Source organism: Paralimibaculum aggregatum (genome assembly GCF_030270585.1).
Taxonomy (GTDB): domain Bacteria; phylum Pseudomonadota; class Alphaproteobacteria; order Rhodobacterales; family Rhodobacteraceae; genus Thermohalobaculum; species Thermohalobaculum aggregatum.
On record NZ_BSYI01000008.1, the window covers coordinates 70,984 to 86,576 of the forward strand.

Here is a 15,593-nt window from a genome sequence, read left to right on the forward strand (position 1 = left end):
CCGGGGGGCGCCTCGCTCAGTCGTAGGGCTCCACCTCCGCCTCGGCGATCTCGTAGCCGATCTCGGCAAGCGCGGTGGCGGTGGCCATGGTGCCGATCACCCCGGTGACGAGGACCGCATCGAAATAGCCCTCGATCTCGAAGGGCTCGGCCGCGCGGACATAGACGATCTGGTTCGGCGGCGGCGGCGGCACGTGGATGCAGGCGCCGACATAGGGCACCAGCAGGAAGTTGGTGACCCTGGTCCCCTCGAAATCCAGCGGCACCACGAAGCCCGGAAGCCGCACCCGCTTGCCGTTGTAGGCTTCGGTGACGGCGGCATCGCGCTCCTGCTCGAAGCCGGTGGAGAGCTCGCCATGTTCGATGATCCCGCGGGCCTGGCGCAGCGCCTCGATGTCGATCCCCTGGGCCTCCGGGGGGATCAGGTCCGCCCAGTCGAGCTCGAGCGGCGTTTCGGCGGCCCGCCCCGGCAGGCCCGCCGCGGCGAGAAGCGCGGCGCTGCCGCGTATCAGGTGCCGTCTGGTGATCCGGTCCATCTGGTCCTCACTGCATCACTGTCATGCCGTCGGCGAGCGACATCCGATAGGCCCGCCAGGCCGGGATCAGCCCCGCCGCCGTGCCGGCCGCGACCACGGCGGCCAGCACGCCCAGCTCCCCCGCCCCCGGCGCCTCGATGGGAATATAGAGGCCCCAGGCGCTGTCGAGAAACGGTTGCGCGATGGCCAGCCCGCCATAGACCGTGCCGAGCCCGAGCGCCGCGCCGGCGGCGCTGATCAGGCCGGCCTCGAGCAGCAGCAGCCCCACCACGACCCGCGGCCGCGCCCCCACCGCGCGCAGGATCGCCATCTCGCGGCGCCGCTCGTTGAGCCCGGCGAGGATCATCGCCGCCATGCCGAGCAGCGCGGTCGCCACCACCATGGCGCTGACCCCGGCCAGCGCGGTCTCGGCGACGCCGACCACCGACCAGAGCTCCTGCAGCGCGACGCCGGGCAGCACCGCCAGCAGCGGCTCCTCGGGGTAGTCGTTGATCGCCCGCTGCAGGCGGAACACCCCGAGCCGCGAATCGAGGCCGACGAGCGCGGCGGTAATCGCCTGCGGCCGCAGCTCCAGCTGCCGCACCGCGTCGGGGTCGAGCCGCGCGCCCGAGGCCCGCGCGCCGCTCTGCCAGTCGATATGGATCGCCTCGATGGCGGCGAGGCTGACATGCACCGTGCGGTCCACCGGCGTGCCGGTCTTCTCGAGGATGCCGGCGACGCGGAACGGCGCGTCGTCGTGCAGGCTGAACGAGGCGAGCCCGTGCGCCACCACCAGCGGGTCGCCGAGGCGGTAGCCGAGCGCCGCCGCCACATCCGCCCCGATCACCGCGTCGAAGAGATCGTCGAAGCGCCCGCCGGCGGCGAAGGCGAGGGGCTGCCCGCCGCGATAGCGGTAGCGGGTGAAATACTCCCGCGTGGTGCCGAGCACGCGAAAGCCGCGATGGCTGTCGCCGAGCGAGAGCGGCACGATCCAGTCCACCCCCTGCATCGCCGCGATGTCCTCGTAGCTCTCCCAGGTGATGTTGTTGGTGGCATTGCCGATGCGGAACACCGAGTAGAGCAGGAGCTGCACCGGGCCCGAGCGCGCGCCGACGATGAGATCGACCCCCGAGACGGTGTCGGCGAAGCTGCTGCGGGCGCCGGTGCGGACCTTCTCCACCCCGAGGAACAGCCCGACGCTGAGCGCGGTGGCGAAGATCGTCAGCGCCACGGTGAGCCGCCGGTTGAGCAGCGAGCGGAGGGCGAGCCGCAGCAGGATCATGCCGCGGCCTCCGTGCGGGCGATCCGGTCGAGCGCCAGGCTGCGGTCGAAGCGCGCCGCGAGGCCGGCATCGTGGCTGACCATCAGGAGCGTCGCGCCGGCCGCGGCGACCTGCGCGAAGAGCAGGTCCATGAAGGCCGCCCGCGTGCCGGCATCGAGCGCCGAGGTCGGCTCGTCGGCCACCACGATCTCCGGCCCGCCGATCAGCGCGCGCGCCACCGCCACGCGCTGCTGCTGGCCGACCGAGAGCCGCGCCGCACTGGCCGCGGCGAGCGCCGCCTCCGGCAACCCGAGCGCGGCGAGCAGGCGGCGGGCCTCGGCGCGCCGGTCGGGGCCGACCCGCCGCGCCCGCTCCGGCGCGAAGGCGAGCGGCAGCAGCACGTTGTCGAGCACCGAGGCATAGGGCAGCAGGTTGAACATCTGGAAAACGATGCCGAGGCGCTCGGCCCGCATCCGGTCGCGCCGCGCGGCCGAGAGCGCCGAGAAGGGCGCGCCGGCCAGCCGGATCTCGCCGGCCTGCGGCGCCAGGATGCCGCAGATCAGCGCCAGCAGCGTCGATTTCCCGGAACCGCTGGGGCCGTGCAGGAAGACCCGCTCGCCGCGGGCGATCGCCAGTTCCCCGACGGCGAGCGCGAAACCCGCGCCCCGGCGCCCCGCCGGCCAGGCGAAGCGCAGCCCGGAGATCTCGAGCGCGGGCGGCGGGGCGGGCATGGCGGGGCCGCCGGGGCTCAGAGGATCCCGGGCAGTGTCAGCGCGGGCGCCGCGCGGCTCACTTCCGCGGCGGTGGCGCCGCCGGCGCCGACCATCTGCACCTCGAGCGTCTCTGCCCCGGGGAAGGCGTCGAAATAGGCGAAGCCGATGCGGTCGATCCGCGCCGGGTCGGCGCAGCGGAGCAGATAGGCGGCGCGGAACTCGCTGTGGCTGGCCTCGGCCGGCTCGTGCGCGTCGTGGTCCTCGCCGTCGTGGTCGTCGTCGTGGCCCGCGGAATGCGCCGCGTCGTCGCCACCATGCCCGTGCGCATGGTCGTGCGTGTCGCCATGATCGCGGTGACCGGCGTCCTCGCCGTGGTCATGGGCCTCGCCCTCGCCCTCGCCCTCGTGATGTTCGGGCGTCTCGGCGTGGTCGTCATGGTCGCCGCCATCGACGAAATGCGCCACCTGCGCCTCGACCAGCTGGCAGCCCGCCGCTTCCGGCAGCACGAAGAGAGAGAGCGGGTCGGCCAGCCGGGCTTTCGCCTCGTCCAGCGCGGCGCGGTCCGCGTCGCTTCCGGCGGCATGCTCGAAGCCGACGATGTCGGCGCCCGGCGCTTCCAGCTCCATGGCGATCGCGGTGCCGTCGAAGGCGATGTCGAGCTTGCCCTCGCCGTGCTGGTGGGCGCCGAGGCCGCGGGTCTCCTGCGCGCTCGCGGGCGCCGCGAGGGCGAGGCCGAGAAGCAGGGCTGCGGAAAGGGGGAGGGGGCGCATGGGGAGGCTCCTTCTGCAGATCAGATCCAGCGCGCTATAGCAGGAGAAGGGCTTCCGTTACAATATAACATTTGGCTTGTGGCGCGTCCGGCGCGATGCCGAATCGGTGATGCGCCGTGCTAGGTTGGCCGCGTTGGCGGGCTGGCGGCGGGAAAGGTGTCGGATGGCGCGGGAGATCACGGTCGCGGCGGTGCAGACCCGGCATGGCTGGGATGCGGAGGACAATATCCGGCGGGTGCTCGCCATGGCCGAGCGGGCGGCGGATGCCGGCGCCGGGCTGGTGCTGCCCTCGGAGCTTTTCGAGACGCCGTATTTCTGCAAGACGCCCGATCCGCGCCACCGCGCGCTGGCGCGCCCGGCCGAGGGGCACCCCGTCATCGCGCGGTTTGCCGAGTTTGCGGCGCGGCGCGGCGTGGTGGTGCCGGTCTCGTTCTACGAGCGGGCGGGCGAGGCGCTCTACAATTCCGTGGCGGTGATCGACGCCGATGGCAGCCTGCTCGGGATCTACCGCAAATGCCACATCCCGGCCTTCGAGGCCTATCACGAGGATGCCTTCTTTGCGCCGAGCCCGGAGGGGCCGAAGGTCTGGCAGACCCGGATCGGGCGGCTCGGCGTCGGCATCTGCTGGGACCAGTGGTTCCCCGAGCTGGCGCGGGCCATGGCGCTGATGGGGGCGGAGCTGATCGTCTATCCCACCGCCATCGGCAGCGAGACCTTCGATCCCGGCTGGGACAGCGCCGGGCAGTGGCAGGCGGTGATGCGGGGGCATGCCGCGGCCAATCTGGTGCCGGTGCTCGCCGCCAACCGCATCGGCCGCGAGACCGATGACGGCGTGACGCTGGAGTTCTACGGCTGCTCCTTCGCGGCGGACCACCGGGCGCGCATGGTGGCCGAGGCGCCGAGGGGCGAGGAGGCGCTGCTGCTCTCCCGCCTCGATCTCGATGCCGCGGCGCGGGACCGGAAGCAGTGGGGCACCTTCCAGACCCGCCAGCCGCAGCACTATGCCGCCGTGGTCTCGGTGCCCGCGGGCCCGCCACCCGCCGGCTGAGCGTGCCCGTCAGTCGACGAAGGCGCGCTCCACCACGAACTCGGCGGGCTTGTTGTTGGCGCCCTCGTAGAGGCCGGCCTGCTCGAGCAGCGCCTTGACGTCCTTGAGCATGGCCATCGAGCCGCAGATCATGCCGCGGTCGGTCTCGGGGTTCAGCGGCGGCACGCCGAGCTCCTCGTAGAGCCTGCCGCTGGTCATCAGGTCGGTGATCCGGCCCATCTTCGGGCCCTCCTCGCGGGTGGTGGTGGCGTAGTGCACCAGCTGGTCCGCGAACTCGCCGATCAGCTCGTCCGCCTTCAGCGCCGCCACGAGGTCGCGGCCATACTGCAGCTCGGCATCGAGCCGGCAGGTGTGGCAGAGGATGATCTGCTCGAACTTCTCATAGGTCTCGGGATCGCGAATCAGCGAGGCGAAGGGCGCGATCCCGGTGCCGGTGGAGAACATGTAGAGCCGCTTGCCCGGCAGCAGCGCGTCGTTGACCAGCGTGCCGGTGGGCTTCTTGCGCATCAGCACCGTGTCGCCGGGCTGGATCTTCTGGAGATGCTCGGTGAGCGGGCCGTCCGGCACCTTGATCGAGTAGAACTCGAGCTCCTCGTCCCAGGCCGGCGAGCAGATCGAATAGGCACGAAACACCGGCTTCACCGCGTTCGGCAGGCCGATCATCACGAACTCGCCGGAGCGGAAGCGGAAGCTCTGCGGCCGGGTCATGCGGAAGCGGAACAGCCGGTCGGTGTAGTGCTGGACCTCGGTCACGGTCTCGGCGAAGACGCCGGCGGGAATCGCGTATTCGGTGGTCGCGGTGCTGCTCGTCATGGCTCGGCGGTCTCCGGTGTCGGTCTCGTGGCAGACGGAAAGGGGCTTCCGCTCCGGGAGTGGAAGCGCGCACCCTTCCGCAATCTCGTGTGCGGTGCAAGATAGGCAAGCGGCGGCCCTGCGCCAAGGGGCAGCCTGCCCTTGCGGCAAAGGCCGGCGCTATTCGTAGGGCAGGCCGACATAGTTCTCCGCCAGCGCGGTCATCGCCGCCTCGGAGGAGAAGATGTAGTCGAGCTCGGCGCGCTGCAGGCGCTGGTCGAAGCCGCTGCTCTCGGGGAAGCGGTGCATCAGCGTCGTCATGTGCCAGGAGAAGCGCTCGGCCTTCCAGATCCGCGCCAGCGCCTTCGCGGAATAGTCCTTCAGCCCGCTCTCGTCGTCGCTCGCGAAGAACCGCGCCAGCCCGCGATGCAGGAAATGGATGTCCGAGGCCGCGAGGTTGAGCCCCTTGGCCCCGGTCGGCGGCACGATGTGCCCGGCATCGCCGGCGATGAAGAGCCGACCGTGCGAGAGCGGCTCGGCGACGAAGCTGCGCAGCGGCGCGATCGACTTCTCGATCGAGGGGCCGGTCACCAGCCGCGCCGCGGTCTCCGCCGGCAGCCGGGCCCTGAGCGCCGCCCAGAAGCGCTCGTCCGGCCAGTCCTGCACCCGGTCGGTGATCGGCACCTGGATATAGTAGCGGCTGAGCACCCGCGAGCGCATCGAGCAGAGCGCGAAACCCTCCGCGTGGTTGGCATAGATCAGCTCGTCGTTCACCGGCGGCGTGCGCGCCAGCACCCCGAGCCAGCCGAAGGGATAGACCTTCTCGTAGGTCCGCAGCACGTCCCCCGGCATGGTCTGGCGCGAGATGCCGTGGAAGCCGTCGCAGCCGGCGATGAAGGCACAGTCGAGCCGGTGCACCTCGTCGCCCCGGCGCCAGGTGACATGCGGGCCGGTGCTGTCGATGCCGTGCAGCGCGACATCCTCCACCTCGTGCAGCACCGGGGCGCCGGCGGCGTCGAGCGCGGCATAGAGGTCCTTGGTCATCTCGGTCTGGCCATAGACCGTGACATGGGCGCCGGTGAGGCGGGCGAGGTCGAGCCGGTGGCGGGCGCCGCCGAAGGCCAGCTCGACCCCGTCATGCAGCTCGCCCTCGGCCTCCATCCGCTGCGCCACGCCGGCTTGGCGCAGCATGTCGGTGGTGCCGCGCTCCAGCACCCCGGCGCGGATCCGGCCGAGCACGTGCCCGCGCGAGCGGCGCTCCAGCACCACGTTGTCGATGCCGTCGAGATGCAGCAGCCGCGACAGCAGCAGGCCGGCGGGGCCGCCGCCGATGATCGCGACCTGGGTACGAGACGGGATGGTCATGGCGCAGGCTCCTCCCTGAAACGCGTCAGCCGCCGATCAGCCGCGGCACCGCCAGCGCGATCGCCGGCACCGCGAGGATCAGCGCCACCCGGATGATCTCCGCGCCGAAGAAGGGCATCACGCCGCGGAAGGTCTCGGACATCGGGGTGCCGCGGGCGAGCGCGCTGATGATGAAGACGTTGAGCCCGACCGGCGGCGTGATCAGCCCGAGCTCCACCACCACGAGGGCGAGGATGCCGAACCAGATCTTCAGCTCCTCCGGCCCGAGCCCGTAGGCCGCGGTGGCGGCGGTGGCATAGTCGCCGCCATTGAGCTCGGCCAGCGTCGGCCAGAAGAACGGCACGATCACCAGGATCATCGCCAGGCTCTCCATCACGCAGCCGAGCAGCACCAGGATCAGCAGCATCAGGATCAGGACCGACCAGGGGTCCATGCCGCTGGTCGCCGCCCAGTCCGACAGCGCCGCAGGCAGGTTGGCCCGCGCGAAGAAGCCCTTGATGACCTCGGCCCCGAACAGGATGAAATAGATCATCCCGGCCGTCACCGCGGTGTCGAGCAGCGAGGCGCGGATCTTCGCCCAGGTCAGCCCGGCGCCAAAGAGGTTGAGCAGCAGCCCGTAGGCGAGGATCACCATCACCCCGACCGCGGCGGCCGGGGTCGGCGTGAAGAGCCCGAGCCCGAGACCGAGGATGATCGCGCCGAAGATCGTCAGCACCGGGATCAGGCGCAGCAGCGCGCGGCGGCGCTCGGCCCCCTCGATGCGCGCGGCCTGCGGCGCCAGCGACGGCTTCAGCCGCACCTGGATCGCGATCACCGCGATGAAGAACGCCACCGCCAACAGCCCCGGCAGCACCGCCGCCTGGAACATCTTCAGGATCGAGGCCTCGACGATGATCGCATAGATCACCAGCGCCACCGAGGGCGGGATCAGGATGCCCAGCGTGCCGCCCGCCGCCAGCGCGCCGGTGGCGAGCCGCGGGTCGTAGTTCAGCCGCTTGAGCTCCGGCAGCGCCACCCGGCCCATGGTCGAGGCGGTGGCGAGCGAGGAGCCGCAGACCGCGCCGAAACCGGCGCAGGCCCCGATCGCCGCGATCGCGACGCCGCCGCGCAGCCGCCCGACCAGCGCGTTGATGCCCTGGAAGAGATCGCGCGAGAGGTTGGCATGGCTCGCCAGAAACCCCATCAGCACGAACAGCGGCACCACCGAGAGGTCGTAATTCGCCATGTTCGACCAGGTCAGCGTCTTGAAGCTCTTGAGATAGGGCTCGAAGCGCAGGAACGGCGCAGCGATTGAGAGCGCGTAGTTGCCCGCGATCCCGACCCCCAGCATGGCGAGCCCCACCGGCACCCGCAGCGCCAGCAGCACGAAGAACACCGCGAGCCCCGCGAGGCCGACGAGCTCACGCTCCATGGCCGGTCTCCTCCGCGGCGGCCTCGCCGCACTGCACCGCCGCGATGGCGGCCCAGAGCGCGAGCGAGATCACGCCGGGCGCGTAGAACGGCCATTCCGGCCAGCCGAGGATGCTCGAAGCGGTGCGGTCGGCGCGGGTCTCGAGGAGCCCGATCACCATCCAGTAGCCGAGGAACAGCGCCGCCGCCGCGGTCGCCGCCAGCCAGAGCCGGTCGAGCCCGCGGCGCAGGCCGCCCGGCAGCGCGCGCACGAAGAGGTCCACCGCCACATGGCCGCGCCGGAGCTGGCAGAGCGGGAAGAACATCAGCGCCGCGGCGCTCACCATCAGCCGCACCGCGTCCTCGTAGCCCGGCAGGCCCTGGGTGCCGAGGCCGAGCCAGCTCAGCAGGAAGGCGCCGGCGTTCCAGCTCGTGACGGCGACGATGGCGAGCAGCAGCAGCCCGCCGCCGAGCGCCCACCATTCGGCGAGCCGTGCCAGTGTCCCGTGCATGGGGGCGCTCCTCTCGTGGCGGCCGGGCCGGGGTCACTCGCTCCGAGCGGCGACCGCGGCGCGGGCGGCCTCGACCAGCGCCTGCCCGTCAAAGCCCTTGTCCGCGGTCTCGGCGATCCAGCGCGCGACGATCTCGGCCCCCAGCGCGTCGAACTCCGCCTTGGCGGCCGGGTCGAGCTCGACGATCTCGCCGCCGCTGTCGCGCTGCATCGCCTTGCCGGGGGCCTCCACGGCGTCCCAGACCGCGCCCATCTCGGCGGCGATGGCGGCGTTCGAGTTGGCGTCGATCACCGCCTTCAGATCATCCGGCAGGCTCTCATAGCGCTCCTTGTTCATCGCCAGCAGGAACACCGCGGCGCCGAACCGGCTGCCATCGGCGCCCTCCACCGAATACGCGGTGATTTCGTGCAGCTTGAGCGGCGGGAAGATCTCGAAGGGCACCAGCGCGCCGTCCACCGTGCCCTTGGAGAGCGCCTGCGGCAGCGCCGGCACCGGCATGCCGACGGGCTCGGCACCCCAGGCCTCGATCATCCAGGCGCCGGTGCGCGAGGGGGTGCGCAGCTTCAGCCCCTTCACGTCGGCCACCCCGCCCACCTTCTGCGTGCGCAGATGCAGCGCGTTGCCGGCATGGACATGCACCAGCAGCGGGTGCACATCCGCGAAATCCGGCGCGATCATCTCCCAGACATCCTGGATCGCGAGATTGGTCGCGGTGGCCGAGCCGAGATGCACGGTGGGCAGCTCGAAGACCTCCGAGCGCGGGAACACGTTGGGGGTGTAGCCCGGCAGGGTCCAGACGATGTCGGCAAAGCCGTCGCGCACCTGGCGATAGAGCTCGGGCGGCTTGCCGCCCATCGCCATCGAGGGGAAGATCTCCACCGCGATGCGCCCGCCGGACTGCGCCTCGACGCGTTCCGCCCAGGGCTCGATCAGCCGGGTGTGGGCCGGCGATTTCGGCCCGAGGAAATGGTGCACGGTCAGCGTCACATCGGCGGCGGGGGCGGCGCCGGCGAGGCCGAGGGCGGTCGCCGTGGCGGCGAGCAGCGTGAGCGGTTTCATGGGGTCCTCCGGTTCTTGTCGTTGTCGTTGTGTCTCGGCGGCTCCGGAGGCGGCGCGGCGGATCTCCTGCCACTCCGGAGCCATGCATTGTCGGTGCGCCCCGCTTCGGGCGCTTCGGGCTCAGATGTCGAAGAAGACGGTCTCCCGCTCCCCTTGCAGATGCACATCGAAGCGGTAGGCGCCGGGGCCGGCCGGCTCCGCCAGCAGCGTCTCGCGGCGATGCGCCTGCTCGATCAGGCCGAGCACCGGGCAGGCCGCATTGGCCTCCGGCTCGTCGGCAAAGCAGATCCGCGTCTGCAGCCCCAGATTGATGCCCCGCGCGACGATCCACAGCGAGATGTGCGGCGCCATCGGGCGCCCGCCGGGGCCCGCGACGGCGCCGGGCTTCACCGTCTCGATGACGAAGCGGCCGGTCTCGAAATCCGAGACCACGCGGCCCCAGCCGCGGAAGCCGGGCTCGACCTCGCCGTGGCGCGGATCGGCGGGATGCGCGTGGATGCCCGCGGCATTGGCCTGCCAGGTCTCGATCAGCACGTCCTTCACCGCGGTGCCGGTTCCGTCCAGCACCCGGCCTTCGATGGAGATCCGCTCCCCGGCGGCATCCGGTCCGGCGATGTCGGCGCCGAGCTGGTTGTGGAAGATCTCGAAGCCCGCGGCGCCGGGCGCGAGGCCGATATGGACATAGGGCCCCGCGGTCTGCGAGGGCGTCTCCTTCAGGTAGTCGAGCGGCTGCGGCATCTCAGTTCCCCTCGGGGCGGTTCTCGAAGAAGGTCGAGCGGCGCCCCCTCAGCACGATGTCGAAGCGGTAGGCGAGGCTGTCGAAGGGCACCGCGGCGTTCATGTCGAGCGGCGCCACGAGGGCCTCGATGGCGGCCGGGTCGGGCAGGGTCTGCACGATCGGGCAGCGGGCGATCAGCGGGTCGCCCTCGAAATACATCTGGGTGATCAGGCGCTGGGCGAAGCCGGTGCCGAAGACCGAGATGTGGATATGCGCCGGGCGCCAGTCGTTCGCGCCATTGCGCCAGGGATAGGCGCCGGGCTTCACGGTGCGGAACGCATAGGCCCCGGTCTCGTCGGTGAGGCAGCGCCCGCAGCCGCCGAAATTCGGGTCGATCGGCGCGAGGTGGCGGTCATTGCGGTGGCGGTAGCGGCCGCCCGCATTGGCCTGCCAGACCTCGAGCAGGGTGTGCGGCACGCCGCGGCCGCGCTCGTCGACCACCCGGCCATGCACGATGATGCGCTCGCCCACCGGGTCGCCGGTGCTGGCGAAGTTGCGGATCAGGTCGTTGTCGAGCGGGCCGAGATCGCCATGGCCGAAGACCGGCCCGGTGATCTCCGACATCGTGCTGCCGAGCGACAGCAGCGGCAGCCGCGGCGAGCGCGCCACGCTGGTCTTGTAGCTCGGGCTGAGCGCCGGCGGATGGCGCCGCCGGTCCCGCATGAAGAACGCCCCGGTTTCCACCGTCATGCCCCTGCCTCCCGGTCGATGGCCGTCTCGCCCAGCGTCTCCTTGACGATCTTCAGCGCATGGTTCGCCGCCGGCACGCCGGCATAGACCGCCACATGCAGCATCGCCTCGCGGATCTCCTCCGCCGTCGCGCCGGTATTGGCGGTGGCGCGGACATGCATGGCAAACTCCTCCCAGTGGCCGAGCCCGGCCAGCAGGGCGAGCGTGATCAGCGAGCGGTCGCGATGGCTGAGCCCCTCGCGCGCCCAGACCGAGCCCCAGGCGCCCTCGGTGATGAAGGCCTGGAAGGGCGCGTCGAAGGCGGTGGTCGCGGCGCCCGCCCGGTCGACATGCGCTTCGCCGAGCACGGCGCGCCGCACCGCCATGCCCCGCTCGAGCCGGTCCTGCCCCATGCGCAAACTCTCCTTCCCGTGGTGACGTGGGGATGAGTGTGCCAGCCCGGAAATTCATGTAAATTGAAATCTTGCCGTCTCAAATTAACCGGAAGGAATGGATAAGGTGAACCGGCGGATCAAGCTGCGCCATCTGCGCTGCTTCCACGCGGTGGCCCGGCAGGGCAGCCTGGCCGGCGCCGCCGCGGCGCTGGCGCTGACCCAGCCGGCGGTGACCAAGACGCTGCAGGATCTCGAGGCGATCCTCGGCGTGCGGCTGGTGGAGCGCGGCCGCAAGGGGGCCGAGCTGACCGCCCATGGCCGGGTCTTCCTGCCCCGCGCGGCGGCCTGCCTCGGCGAGCTCGAGCGGGCGGTGACCAGCGTCTCGCGCAGCCGCGAGCGGGCGGAATGGACGGTGCGGATCGGCGCGTTGCCGACCGTGGCGGCGGGCTTCGTGCCGGTGGCGATCCGGGCGTTTCGCGCCGAGGGCGCCACCGCGCCGGTGCGGGTGGTGGCCGGGCCCAACCTGCATCTGCTCGGCGAGCTCCGCGAGGACCGGCTCGATCTGGTGGTGGGCCGGCTCGCGGCGCCCGAGGCGATGGGAGACCTCGCCTTCCTGCATCTCTATTCCGAGCCGGTGCGCCTCGTGGTGCGGGCCGGGCATCCGCTGCTGGCGCAGGTGCCGCTCGAGCCCGGCCGCATCGCCGACTATCCGGTGATCCTGCCCGATGCCGATGCGGTGATCCGGCCGAGCGTCGAGCGGCTGCTGATCGCCCATGGCATCGGCGAGCTGCCGGAGCGGATCGAGTCGGTCTCCACCAGCTTCGGCCGCGCCGTGGTGCTCGACAGCGAGGCGGTCTGGATCATCTCCGAGGGGGTGGTGGCGCGGGACCTGGCCGACGGCACCTTCGTCGCGCTCGCCATCGACACCGCCGATACCTCCGGCCCGGTGGGGCTGACCACCCGGCCCGACCTGCCGCTGCGGCCCGGCGTCGAGCTGATGATCGACGCGATCCGCCGGGTGGCGCGCCGGGGGCCGCGGGGCCGCGCGGGCCGGGGCGCGCCCGATTGAGGCTGGAAAAGCCGCCCCGATCCGGATAACGCTCGATGCCGCACCGCACACCCGCCACGAGGGGAGCCCGCCGATGCCCGAGCCGATGATCCAGACCGTGATCGCGGAGATCCGCGCCATCCTCGACGACGAGGCCGCCGAGATCACCGCCGAGACCCGGCTGATCGGCGAGGCCGGGCGGCTCGACAGCATGGGACTGGTCTCGCTCTGCATCCGGCTCGAGGAGATCGCCGAGGAGGCGGGCTTCGAGTTCGACTGGACCTCGGAGACCGCGATGTCGCAGTCGCGCAGCGTGTTCCGCAATGTCGGCAGCCTCGCCGCCGAGTTCGAGGCCCAGCGCGCCCGGGCCGCGGCGTGAGCGGATGATCGTCGTCAGCGGCGCATCGCGGGGGCTCGGCGCGGCGATCCGCGCGGGGCTGATCGCCGATGGCGAGGAGGTCGTGGGCCTCGCGCGCAGCGCCGATCCGGCGGCCGACATCCTCGCCTGCGACGTCTCCGACCACGGCGCGGTGAAGGCGGCGATGCGCGCGATCAAGGCCCGCAAGCGCCCGGTGACGGCGCTGGTCAACGCCGCCGGCATCGCCTCGATGAACCTCGTGCTGACGACGCCCGAGGCGGTGATGCGCCGGGTGGTGGAGACCAACCTCCTCGGCACCATGTTCCTCAACCAGCAGGTGGCGCCGCTGCTGATCCGCGCCGGCGGCGGCAGCATCGTCAACTTCTCCACCATCGCGGTGACGCTCGGCCTGCGCGGCGAGGCGGCCTATGTCGCCTCCAAGGCCGGGGTCGAGGGCTTCTCCCGCGCCTTCGCCCGCGAGGTGGCGGATTTCGGCGTGCGGGTGAACTGCATCGCGCCGGGGCCGATCCGCACCGATCTGCTGAAGGGCATCACCGATGCGCAGATCGCCGCGATCACCGAGCAGCAGGTGATCCGCCGCGCCCATGAGCCGGAGGAGGTGGTGGACCTCGTGCGCACGCTTCTGGCACCGGGCTCGCGCGCGATCACCGGGCAGGTGATCCATGTGGGGGGCGCGTGATGGGGGCCTTCGACGCGCTTGCCGAGCGCTGGGCGGGCATCGACGCGCCCTGCCTTGTGGGCGATGGCGAGGCGATCCGCTTCGCCGAGATCCGCGCCGCGGCGGCCGATCTCTCCGCGGTGCGCGCCGGCGACGTGGTGGCGCTGATCGGGGATTTCGACCCGGTCTCCATCGCCTCCTTCCTGCAGCTGGTCGACCGCGCCGCCATCGTCGTGCCGCTGACCGCGGAGACCCGTGCCAGCCATGACGCCTTCTTCGAGGCCGCCGGGGTGGACCTGGTGGTCGAGGGCGGCACGCTCCGCCGCCTGCGCGAGAGCCGGGACCCGCACCCGCTGCTCGCCGAGCTGCGCCGGCGCGGCCATCCCGGGCTGGTGCTGTTCTCCAGCGGCACCACCGGCGCGCCGAAGGCGATCCTGCACGACTTCTCCGCCTTCCTCGCGCGCTACCACACCCCGCGGCCGACCCTGCGCACGCTGAGCTTCCTGCTGTTCGACCATATCGGCGGGATCAACACCCTGCTGCACACGCTGTTCAATGGCGGCACGGTGATCTCGACGCGCGACCGCTCCATCGCCAACGTGCTGGAGATGCTCGCCGCGCATGCGGTGGAGCTGCTGCCCACCACGCCGACCTTCCTGCGCATGATGCTGCTCTCGGGCATGGTGCCGGAGCGGGTGCCGGACTGCCTGCGCATCGTCACCTACGGCACCGAGCGGATGGACCAGCCGACGCTCTCCGCGCTCTGCGCGGCGCTGCCGGCGGTGGATTTCCGCCAGACCTACGGGATGTCGGAGCTCGGCATCGTGCGGGTGAAGTCCGAGGCCCGCGACAGCCTCTTCATGAAGGTCGGCGGCGAGGGCATCGAGACCCGGGTCGAGGACGGCATCCTGAAGATCCGCTCGGCCAACCGGATGCTCGGCTATCTCAACGCGCCCTCGCCCTTCGACGCCGAGGGCTGGTACGACACCAGGGACCGGGTCGAGGTGAAGGGGGACCATCTCCGCATCACCGGGCGCGACAGCGACGTGATCAATGTCGGCGGGCTGAAGTTCATGGCGGCGGATGTCGAGCGCGCGGCGCTGGAGATCCCCGGCGTGCGATTCGCGAAGGCGGTGGCGCGGGCCAACCCGATCACCGGCCAGCATGTCGTGCTCGAGGTCGAGCCCGAGCGCGAGCTCGCGGCGGCCGAGGTGAAGGCGGCGCTGAAGGCCGCGCTGCCGGCGCATATGGTGCCGAGCCGCGTGCGCATCGCGAAGGTCGGCTATGGCCACCGTTTCAAGCGGCTCTGAGGCGCCCGCCACCGGGCCGATCGCCGAGGGCGACTGGCCGGGCTATGTGCGTCTCGCCGAGGCGATGTTCCCGGGAGGCTACCAGGCGCGGCGCGGCCATGCCGAGTGGCTCGCGGCCTGCCCCGGCGGCGGCGGCATCGTGCTGGCCCGCGCCGGGGGACGGGTCGTCGGCTGCCATCACCATTTCACCGGCCTCGTCGAGGCGGAGGGGGGGGCGCGCCCCGTCACCGCCTTCTACAACCTCGCGGTGGAGGCGGCGGCGCGCGGGCTCGCGGGGTTCGACCTGATCCGCCGGGGGCTGGTGGCGGGCAAGGGCGCGCGCTTCGTGCCCGGCGTCGCGGTGCCGGAGCTGATCGCGAGCTATGGCAAGCTCGGCGGTGCGGCGGTGCCGAGCCTCTGGGGGCGCCGGCTGGAGCCGCTCGGCGCGCTCGGCCGGGTGCTGCCGCGGGCGCGCGGGGTGGAGATCGCCCCGGTGGATGCCGGAACGGTCGCGGCGCTGGCGGCCTCGGCCGAGGCCCGGGCCTTCCTCGACTGGCGGCTGCGGCATCCGCTGGCGCCGCCCGCCTTCCGCGTCGAGACCGTGGCCGGCGCGGCGATCGTCAGCCTCGGGCGGCGGCGCGGCCTGCGCTTCGTGCGGGCGATCCACCGCCTCGGCGAACGCTGGCCGGACTGGGCGCGCCTCGCCCGCGCCACCGGCTCCGAGGTGGTGCTGCTCTCGGCGCTGGGCGAGGATACGCTGCCGCCGGGCTTCCGCCCCTATCCCGCGCCGCCGAGGAGCTTCCTCTTCGACCGGCGCCGCACGGTGGACCCGGCCCGCCTCACCGCCTTCCACGGCGATATCGGTTTCGACTACCGCCGCCTGCCCTGAACCCGATGTCGGGATTTGCACGGAGATTTCGGAATCCGTGTCGCCGCGCCCGCGTCCCCGGCCCA

18 protein-coding genes are annotated in these 15,593 nt (G+C 72.0%); 6 read left to right on the forward strand and 12 right to left on the reverse strand.

The window, feature by feature from the left end:
- Positions 1–16: 16 nt before the first annotated feature.
- From QSJ97_RS06695 to zrgA, 4 genes are read right to left on the reverse strand one after another with little or no spacing between them, the layout of a single operon-like run.
- Entirely contained in the window at positions 17–535 is a 519-nt protein-coding gene (locus QSJ97_RS06695) for a DUF3299 domain-containing protein (RefSeq protein ID WP_285670901.1), read from the reverse strand.
- Between the two features lie 7 nt (positions 536–542).
- Positions 543–1,793 (reverse strand): ABC transporter permease, encoded by a 1,251-nt coding sequence (locus QSJ97_RS06700; protein WP_285670990.1) that lies wholly within the window; start codon positions 1,791–1,793, stop codon positions 543–545.
- Positions 1,793–2,506, reverse strand: coding sequence for an ATP-binding cassette domain-containing protein (locus QSJ97_RS06705; protein WP_285670902.1), 714 nt, complete (start codon positions 2,504–2,506; stop codon positions 1,793–1,795). Before QSJ97_RS06705 ends, QSJ97_RS06700 begins: the two co-directional genes overlap by 1 nt.
- 17 nt (positions 2,507–2,523) lie before the next feature.
- Positions 2,524–3,258, reverse strand: a complete 735-nt coding sequence (gene zrgA / locus QSJ97_RS06710) for a zinc uptake protein ZrgA (RefSeq protein WP_285670903.1) — start codon at positions 3,256–3,258, stop codon at positions 2,524–2,526.
- A gap of 163 nt (positions 3,259–3,421) precedes the next feature.
- On the opposite strand from zrgA, the gene QSJ97_RS06715 reads away from it, so the two are divergent.
- On the forward strand, positions 3,422–4,306 hold the full coding sequence (locus QSJ97_RS06715; protein ID WP_285670904.1) for a nitrilase-related carbon-nitrogen hydrolase: 885 nt from the start codon (positions 3,422–3,424) through the stop codon (positions 4,304–4,306).
- A gap of 9 nt (positions 4,307–4,315) precedes the next feature.
- Here the strand turns inward: QSJ97_RS06715 and QSJ97_RS06720 are convergent, their stop codons facing one another.
- The 8 genes from QSJ97_RS06720 to pcaC form a co-directional block, all read right to left on the reverse strand.
- Positions 4,316–5,119, reverse strand: coding sequence for a ferredoxin--NADP reductase (locus QSJ97_RS06720; protein ID WP_285670905.1), 804 nt, complete (start codon positions 5,117–5,119; stop codon positions 4,316–4,318).
- A gap of 159 nt (positions 5,120–5,278) precedes the next feature.
- The gene (pobA, locus tag QSJ97_RS06725; RefSeq protein ID WP_285670906.1) at positions 5,279–6,463 is read right to left on the reverse strand and encodes a 4-hydroxybenzoate 3-monooxygenase; all 1,185 of its coding nucleotides are present in this window, start codon (positions 6,461–6,463) and stop codon (positions 5,279–5,281) included.
- Positions 6,464–6,488: 25 nt separating this feature from the next.
- Positions 6,489–7,874, reverse strand: a complete 1,386-nt coding sequence (locus QSJ97_RS06730; RefSeq protein ID WP_285670908.1) for a TRAP transporter large permease — start codon at positions 7,872–7,874, stop codon at positions 6,489–6,491.
- Complete coding sequence (locus tag QSJ97_RS06735) at positions 7,864–8,364, reverse strand: TRAP transporter small permease (RefSeq protein WP_285670909.1); 501 nt, start codon at positions 8,362–8,364, stop codon at positions 7,864–7,866. Before QSJ97_RS06735 ends, QSJ97_RS06730 begins: the two co-directional genes overlap by 11 nt.
- Before the next feature lie 33 nt (positions 8,365–8,397).
- The gene (locus tag QSJ97_RS06740) at positions 8,398–9,423 is read right to left on the reverse strand and encodes a TRAP transporter substrate-binding protein (protein WP_285670910.1); all 1,026 of its coding nucleotides are present in this window, start codon (positions 9,421–9,423) and stop codon (positions 8,398–8,400) included.
- 120 nt (positions 9,424–9,543) lie between these two features.
- Positions 9,544–10,161 (reverse strand): protocatechuate 3,4-dioxygenase subunit alpha, encoded by a 618-nt coding sequence (gene pcaG / locus QSJ97_RS06745; RefSeq protein WP_285670913.1) that lies wholly within the window; start codon positions 10,159–10,161, stop codon positions 9,544–9,546.
- A 1-nt stretch (position 10,162) separates the two neighbouring features.
- Entirely contained in the window at positions 10,163–10,891 is a 729-nt protein-coding gene (gene pcaH / locus QSJ97_RS06750) for a protocatechuate 3,4-dioxygenase subunit beta (protein WP_285670914.1), read from the reverse strand.
- Complete coding sequence (gene pcaC, locus QSJ97_RS06755; protein ID WP_285670915.1) at positions 10,888–11,283, reverse strand: 4-carboxymuconolactone decarboxylase; 396 nt, start codon at positions 11,281–11,283, stop codon at positions 10,888–10,890. The genes pcaH and pcaC overlap by 4 nt, the downstream gene beginning before the upstream one ends.
- Before the next feature lie 97 nt (positions 11,284–11,380).
- Between pcaC and pcaQ the strand changes: the two genes are divergently transcribed.
- The 5 genes from pcaQ to QSJ97_RS06780 all read left to right on the forward strand — a co-directional run bounded on the left by pcaQ (position 11,381) and on the right by QSJ97_RS06780 (position 15,528).
- Positions 11,381–12,334 carry a pca operon transcription factor PcaQ gene (gene pcaQ, locus QSJ97_RS06760; protein ID WP_285670916.1) on the forward strand — a complete coding sequence of 318 codons (954 nt, stop codon included), beginning with the start codon at positions 11,381–11,383 and terminating at the stop codon, positions 12,332–12,334.
- A 73-nt stretch (positions 12,335–12,407) separates the two neighbouring features.
- Positions 12,408–12,692, forward strand: coding sequence for an acyl carrier protein (locus QSJ97_RS06765; RefSeq protein ID WP_285670917.1), 285 nt, complete (start codon positions 12,408–12,410; stop codon positions 12,690–12,692).
- A gap of 4 nt (positions 12,693–12,696) precedes the next feature.
- The gene (locus QSJ97_RS06770) at positions 12,697–13,371 is read left to right on the forward strand and encodes an SDR family NAD(P)-dependent oxidoreductase (RefSeq protein WP_285670918.1); all 675 of its coding nucleotides are present in this window, start codon (positions 12,697–12,699) and stop codon (positions 13,369–13,371) included.
- Positions 13,371–14,660, forward strand: coding sequence for a long-chain fatty acid--CoA ligase (locus QSJ97_RS06775; protein WP_285670919.1), 1,290 nt, complete (start codon positions 13,371–13,373; stop codon positions 14,658–14,660). The genes QSJ97_RS06770 and QSJ97_RS06775 overlap by 1 nt, the downstream gene beginning before the upstream one ends.
- Entirely contained in the window at positions 14,635–15,528 is an 894-nt protein-coding gene (locus QSJ97_RS06780; protein WP_285670920.1) for a GNAT family N-acetyltransferase, read from the forward strand. The genes QSJ97_RS06775 and QSJ97_RS06780 overlap by 26 nt, the downstream gene beginning before the upstream one ends.
- Positions 15,529–15,593 lie beyond the last annotated feature (65 nt).

Excerpts from the sequence above, each read along its gene's own strand:
- QSJ97_RS06695 (WP_285670901.1), bottom strand. The coding sequence starts at position 535 with ATGGACCGGATCACCAGACGGCACCTGATACGCGGCAGCGCCGCGCTT.
- QSJ97_RS06705 (WP_285670902.1), bottom strand. The coding sequence starts at position 2,506 with ATGCCCGCCCCGCCGCCCGCGCTCGAGATCTCCGGGCTGCGCTTCGCC.
- zrgA (WP_285670903.1), bottom strand. The coding sequence starts at position 3,258 with ATGCGCCCCCTCCCCCTTTCCGCAGCCCTGCTTCTCGGCCTCGCCCTC.
- QSJ97_RS06715 (WP_285670904.1), top strand. The coding sequence starts at position 3,422 with ATGGCGCGGGAGATCACGGTCGCGGCGGTGCAGACCCGGCATGGCTGG.
- QSJ97_RS06720 (WP_285670905.1), bottom strand. The coding sequence starts at position 5,119 with ATGACGAGCAGCACCGCGACCACCGAATACGCGATTCCCGCCGGCGTC.
- pobA (WP_285670906.1), bottom strand. The coding sequence starts at position 6,463 with ATGACCATCCCGTCTCGTACCCAGGTCGCGATCATCGGCGGCGGCCCC.
- QSJ97_RS06730 (WP_285670908.1), bottom strand. The coding sequence starts at position 7,874 with ATGGAGCGTGAGCTCGTCGGCCTCGCGGGGCTCGCGGTGTTCTTCGTG.
- QSJ97_RS06735 (WP_285670909.1), bottom strand. The coding sequence starts at position 8,364 with ATGCACGGGACACTGGCACGGCTCGCCGAATGGTGGGCGCTCGGCGGC.
- QSJ97_RS06740 (WP_285670910.1), bottom strand. The coding sequence starts at position 9,423 with ATGAAACCGCTCACGCTGCTCGCCGCCACGGCGACCGCCCTCGGCCTC.
- pcaG (WP_285670913.1), bottom strand. The coding sequence starts at position 10,161 with ATGCCGCAGCCGCTCGACTACCTGAAGGAGACGCCCTCGCAGACCGCG.
- pcaH (WP_285670914.1), bottom strand. The coding sequence starts at position 10,891 with ATGACGGTGGAAACCGGGGCGTTCTTCATGCGGGACCGGCGGCGCCAT.
- pcaC (WP_285670915.1), bottom strand. The coding sequence starts at position 11,283 with ATGGGGCAGGACCGGCTCGAGCGGGGCATGGCGGTGCGGCGCGCCGTG.
- pcaQ (WP_285670916.1), top strand. The coding sequence starts at position 11,381 with ATGGATAAGGTGAACCGGCGGATCAAGCTGCGCCATCTGCGCTGCTTC.
- QSJ97_RS06765 (WP_285670917.1), top strand. The coding sequence starts at position 12,408 with ATGCCCGAGCCGATGATCCAGACCGTGATCGCGGAGATCCGCGCCATC.
- QSJ97_RS06770 (WP_285670918.1), top strand. The coding sequence starts at position 12,697 with ATGATCGTCGTCAGCGGCGCATCGCGGGGGCTCGGCGCGGCGATCCGC.
- QSJ97_RS06775 (WP_285670919.1), top strand. The coding sequence starts at position 13,371 with ATGGGGGCCTTCGACGCGCTTGCCGAGCGCTGGGCGGGCATCGACGCG.
- QSJ97_RS06780 (WP_285670920.1), top strand. The coding sequence starts at position 14,635 with ATGGCCACCGTTTCAAGCGGCTCTGAGGCGCCCGCCACCGGGCCGATC.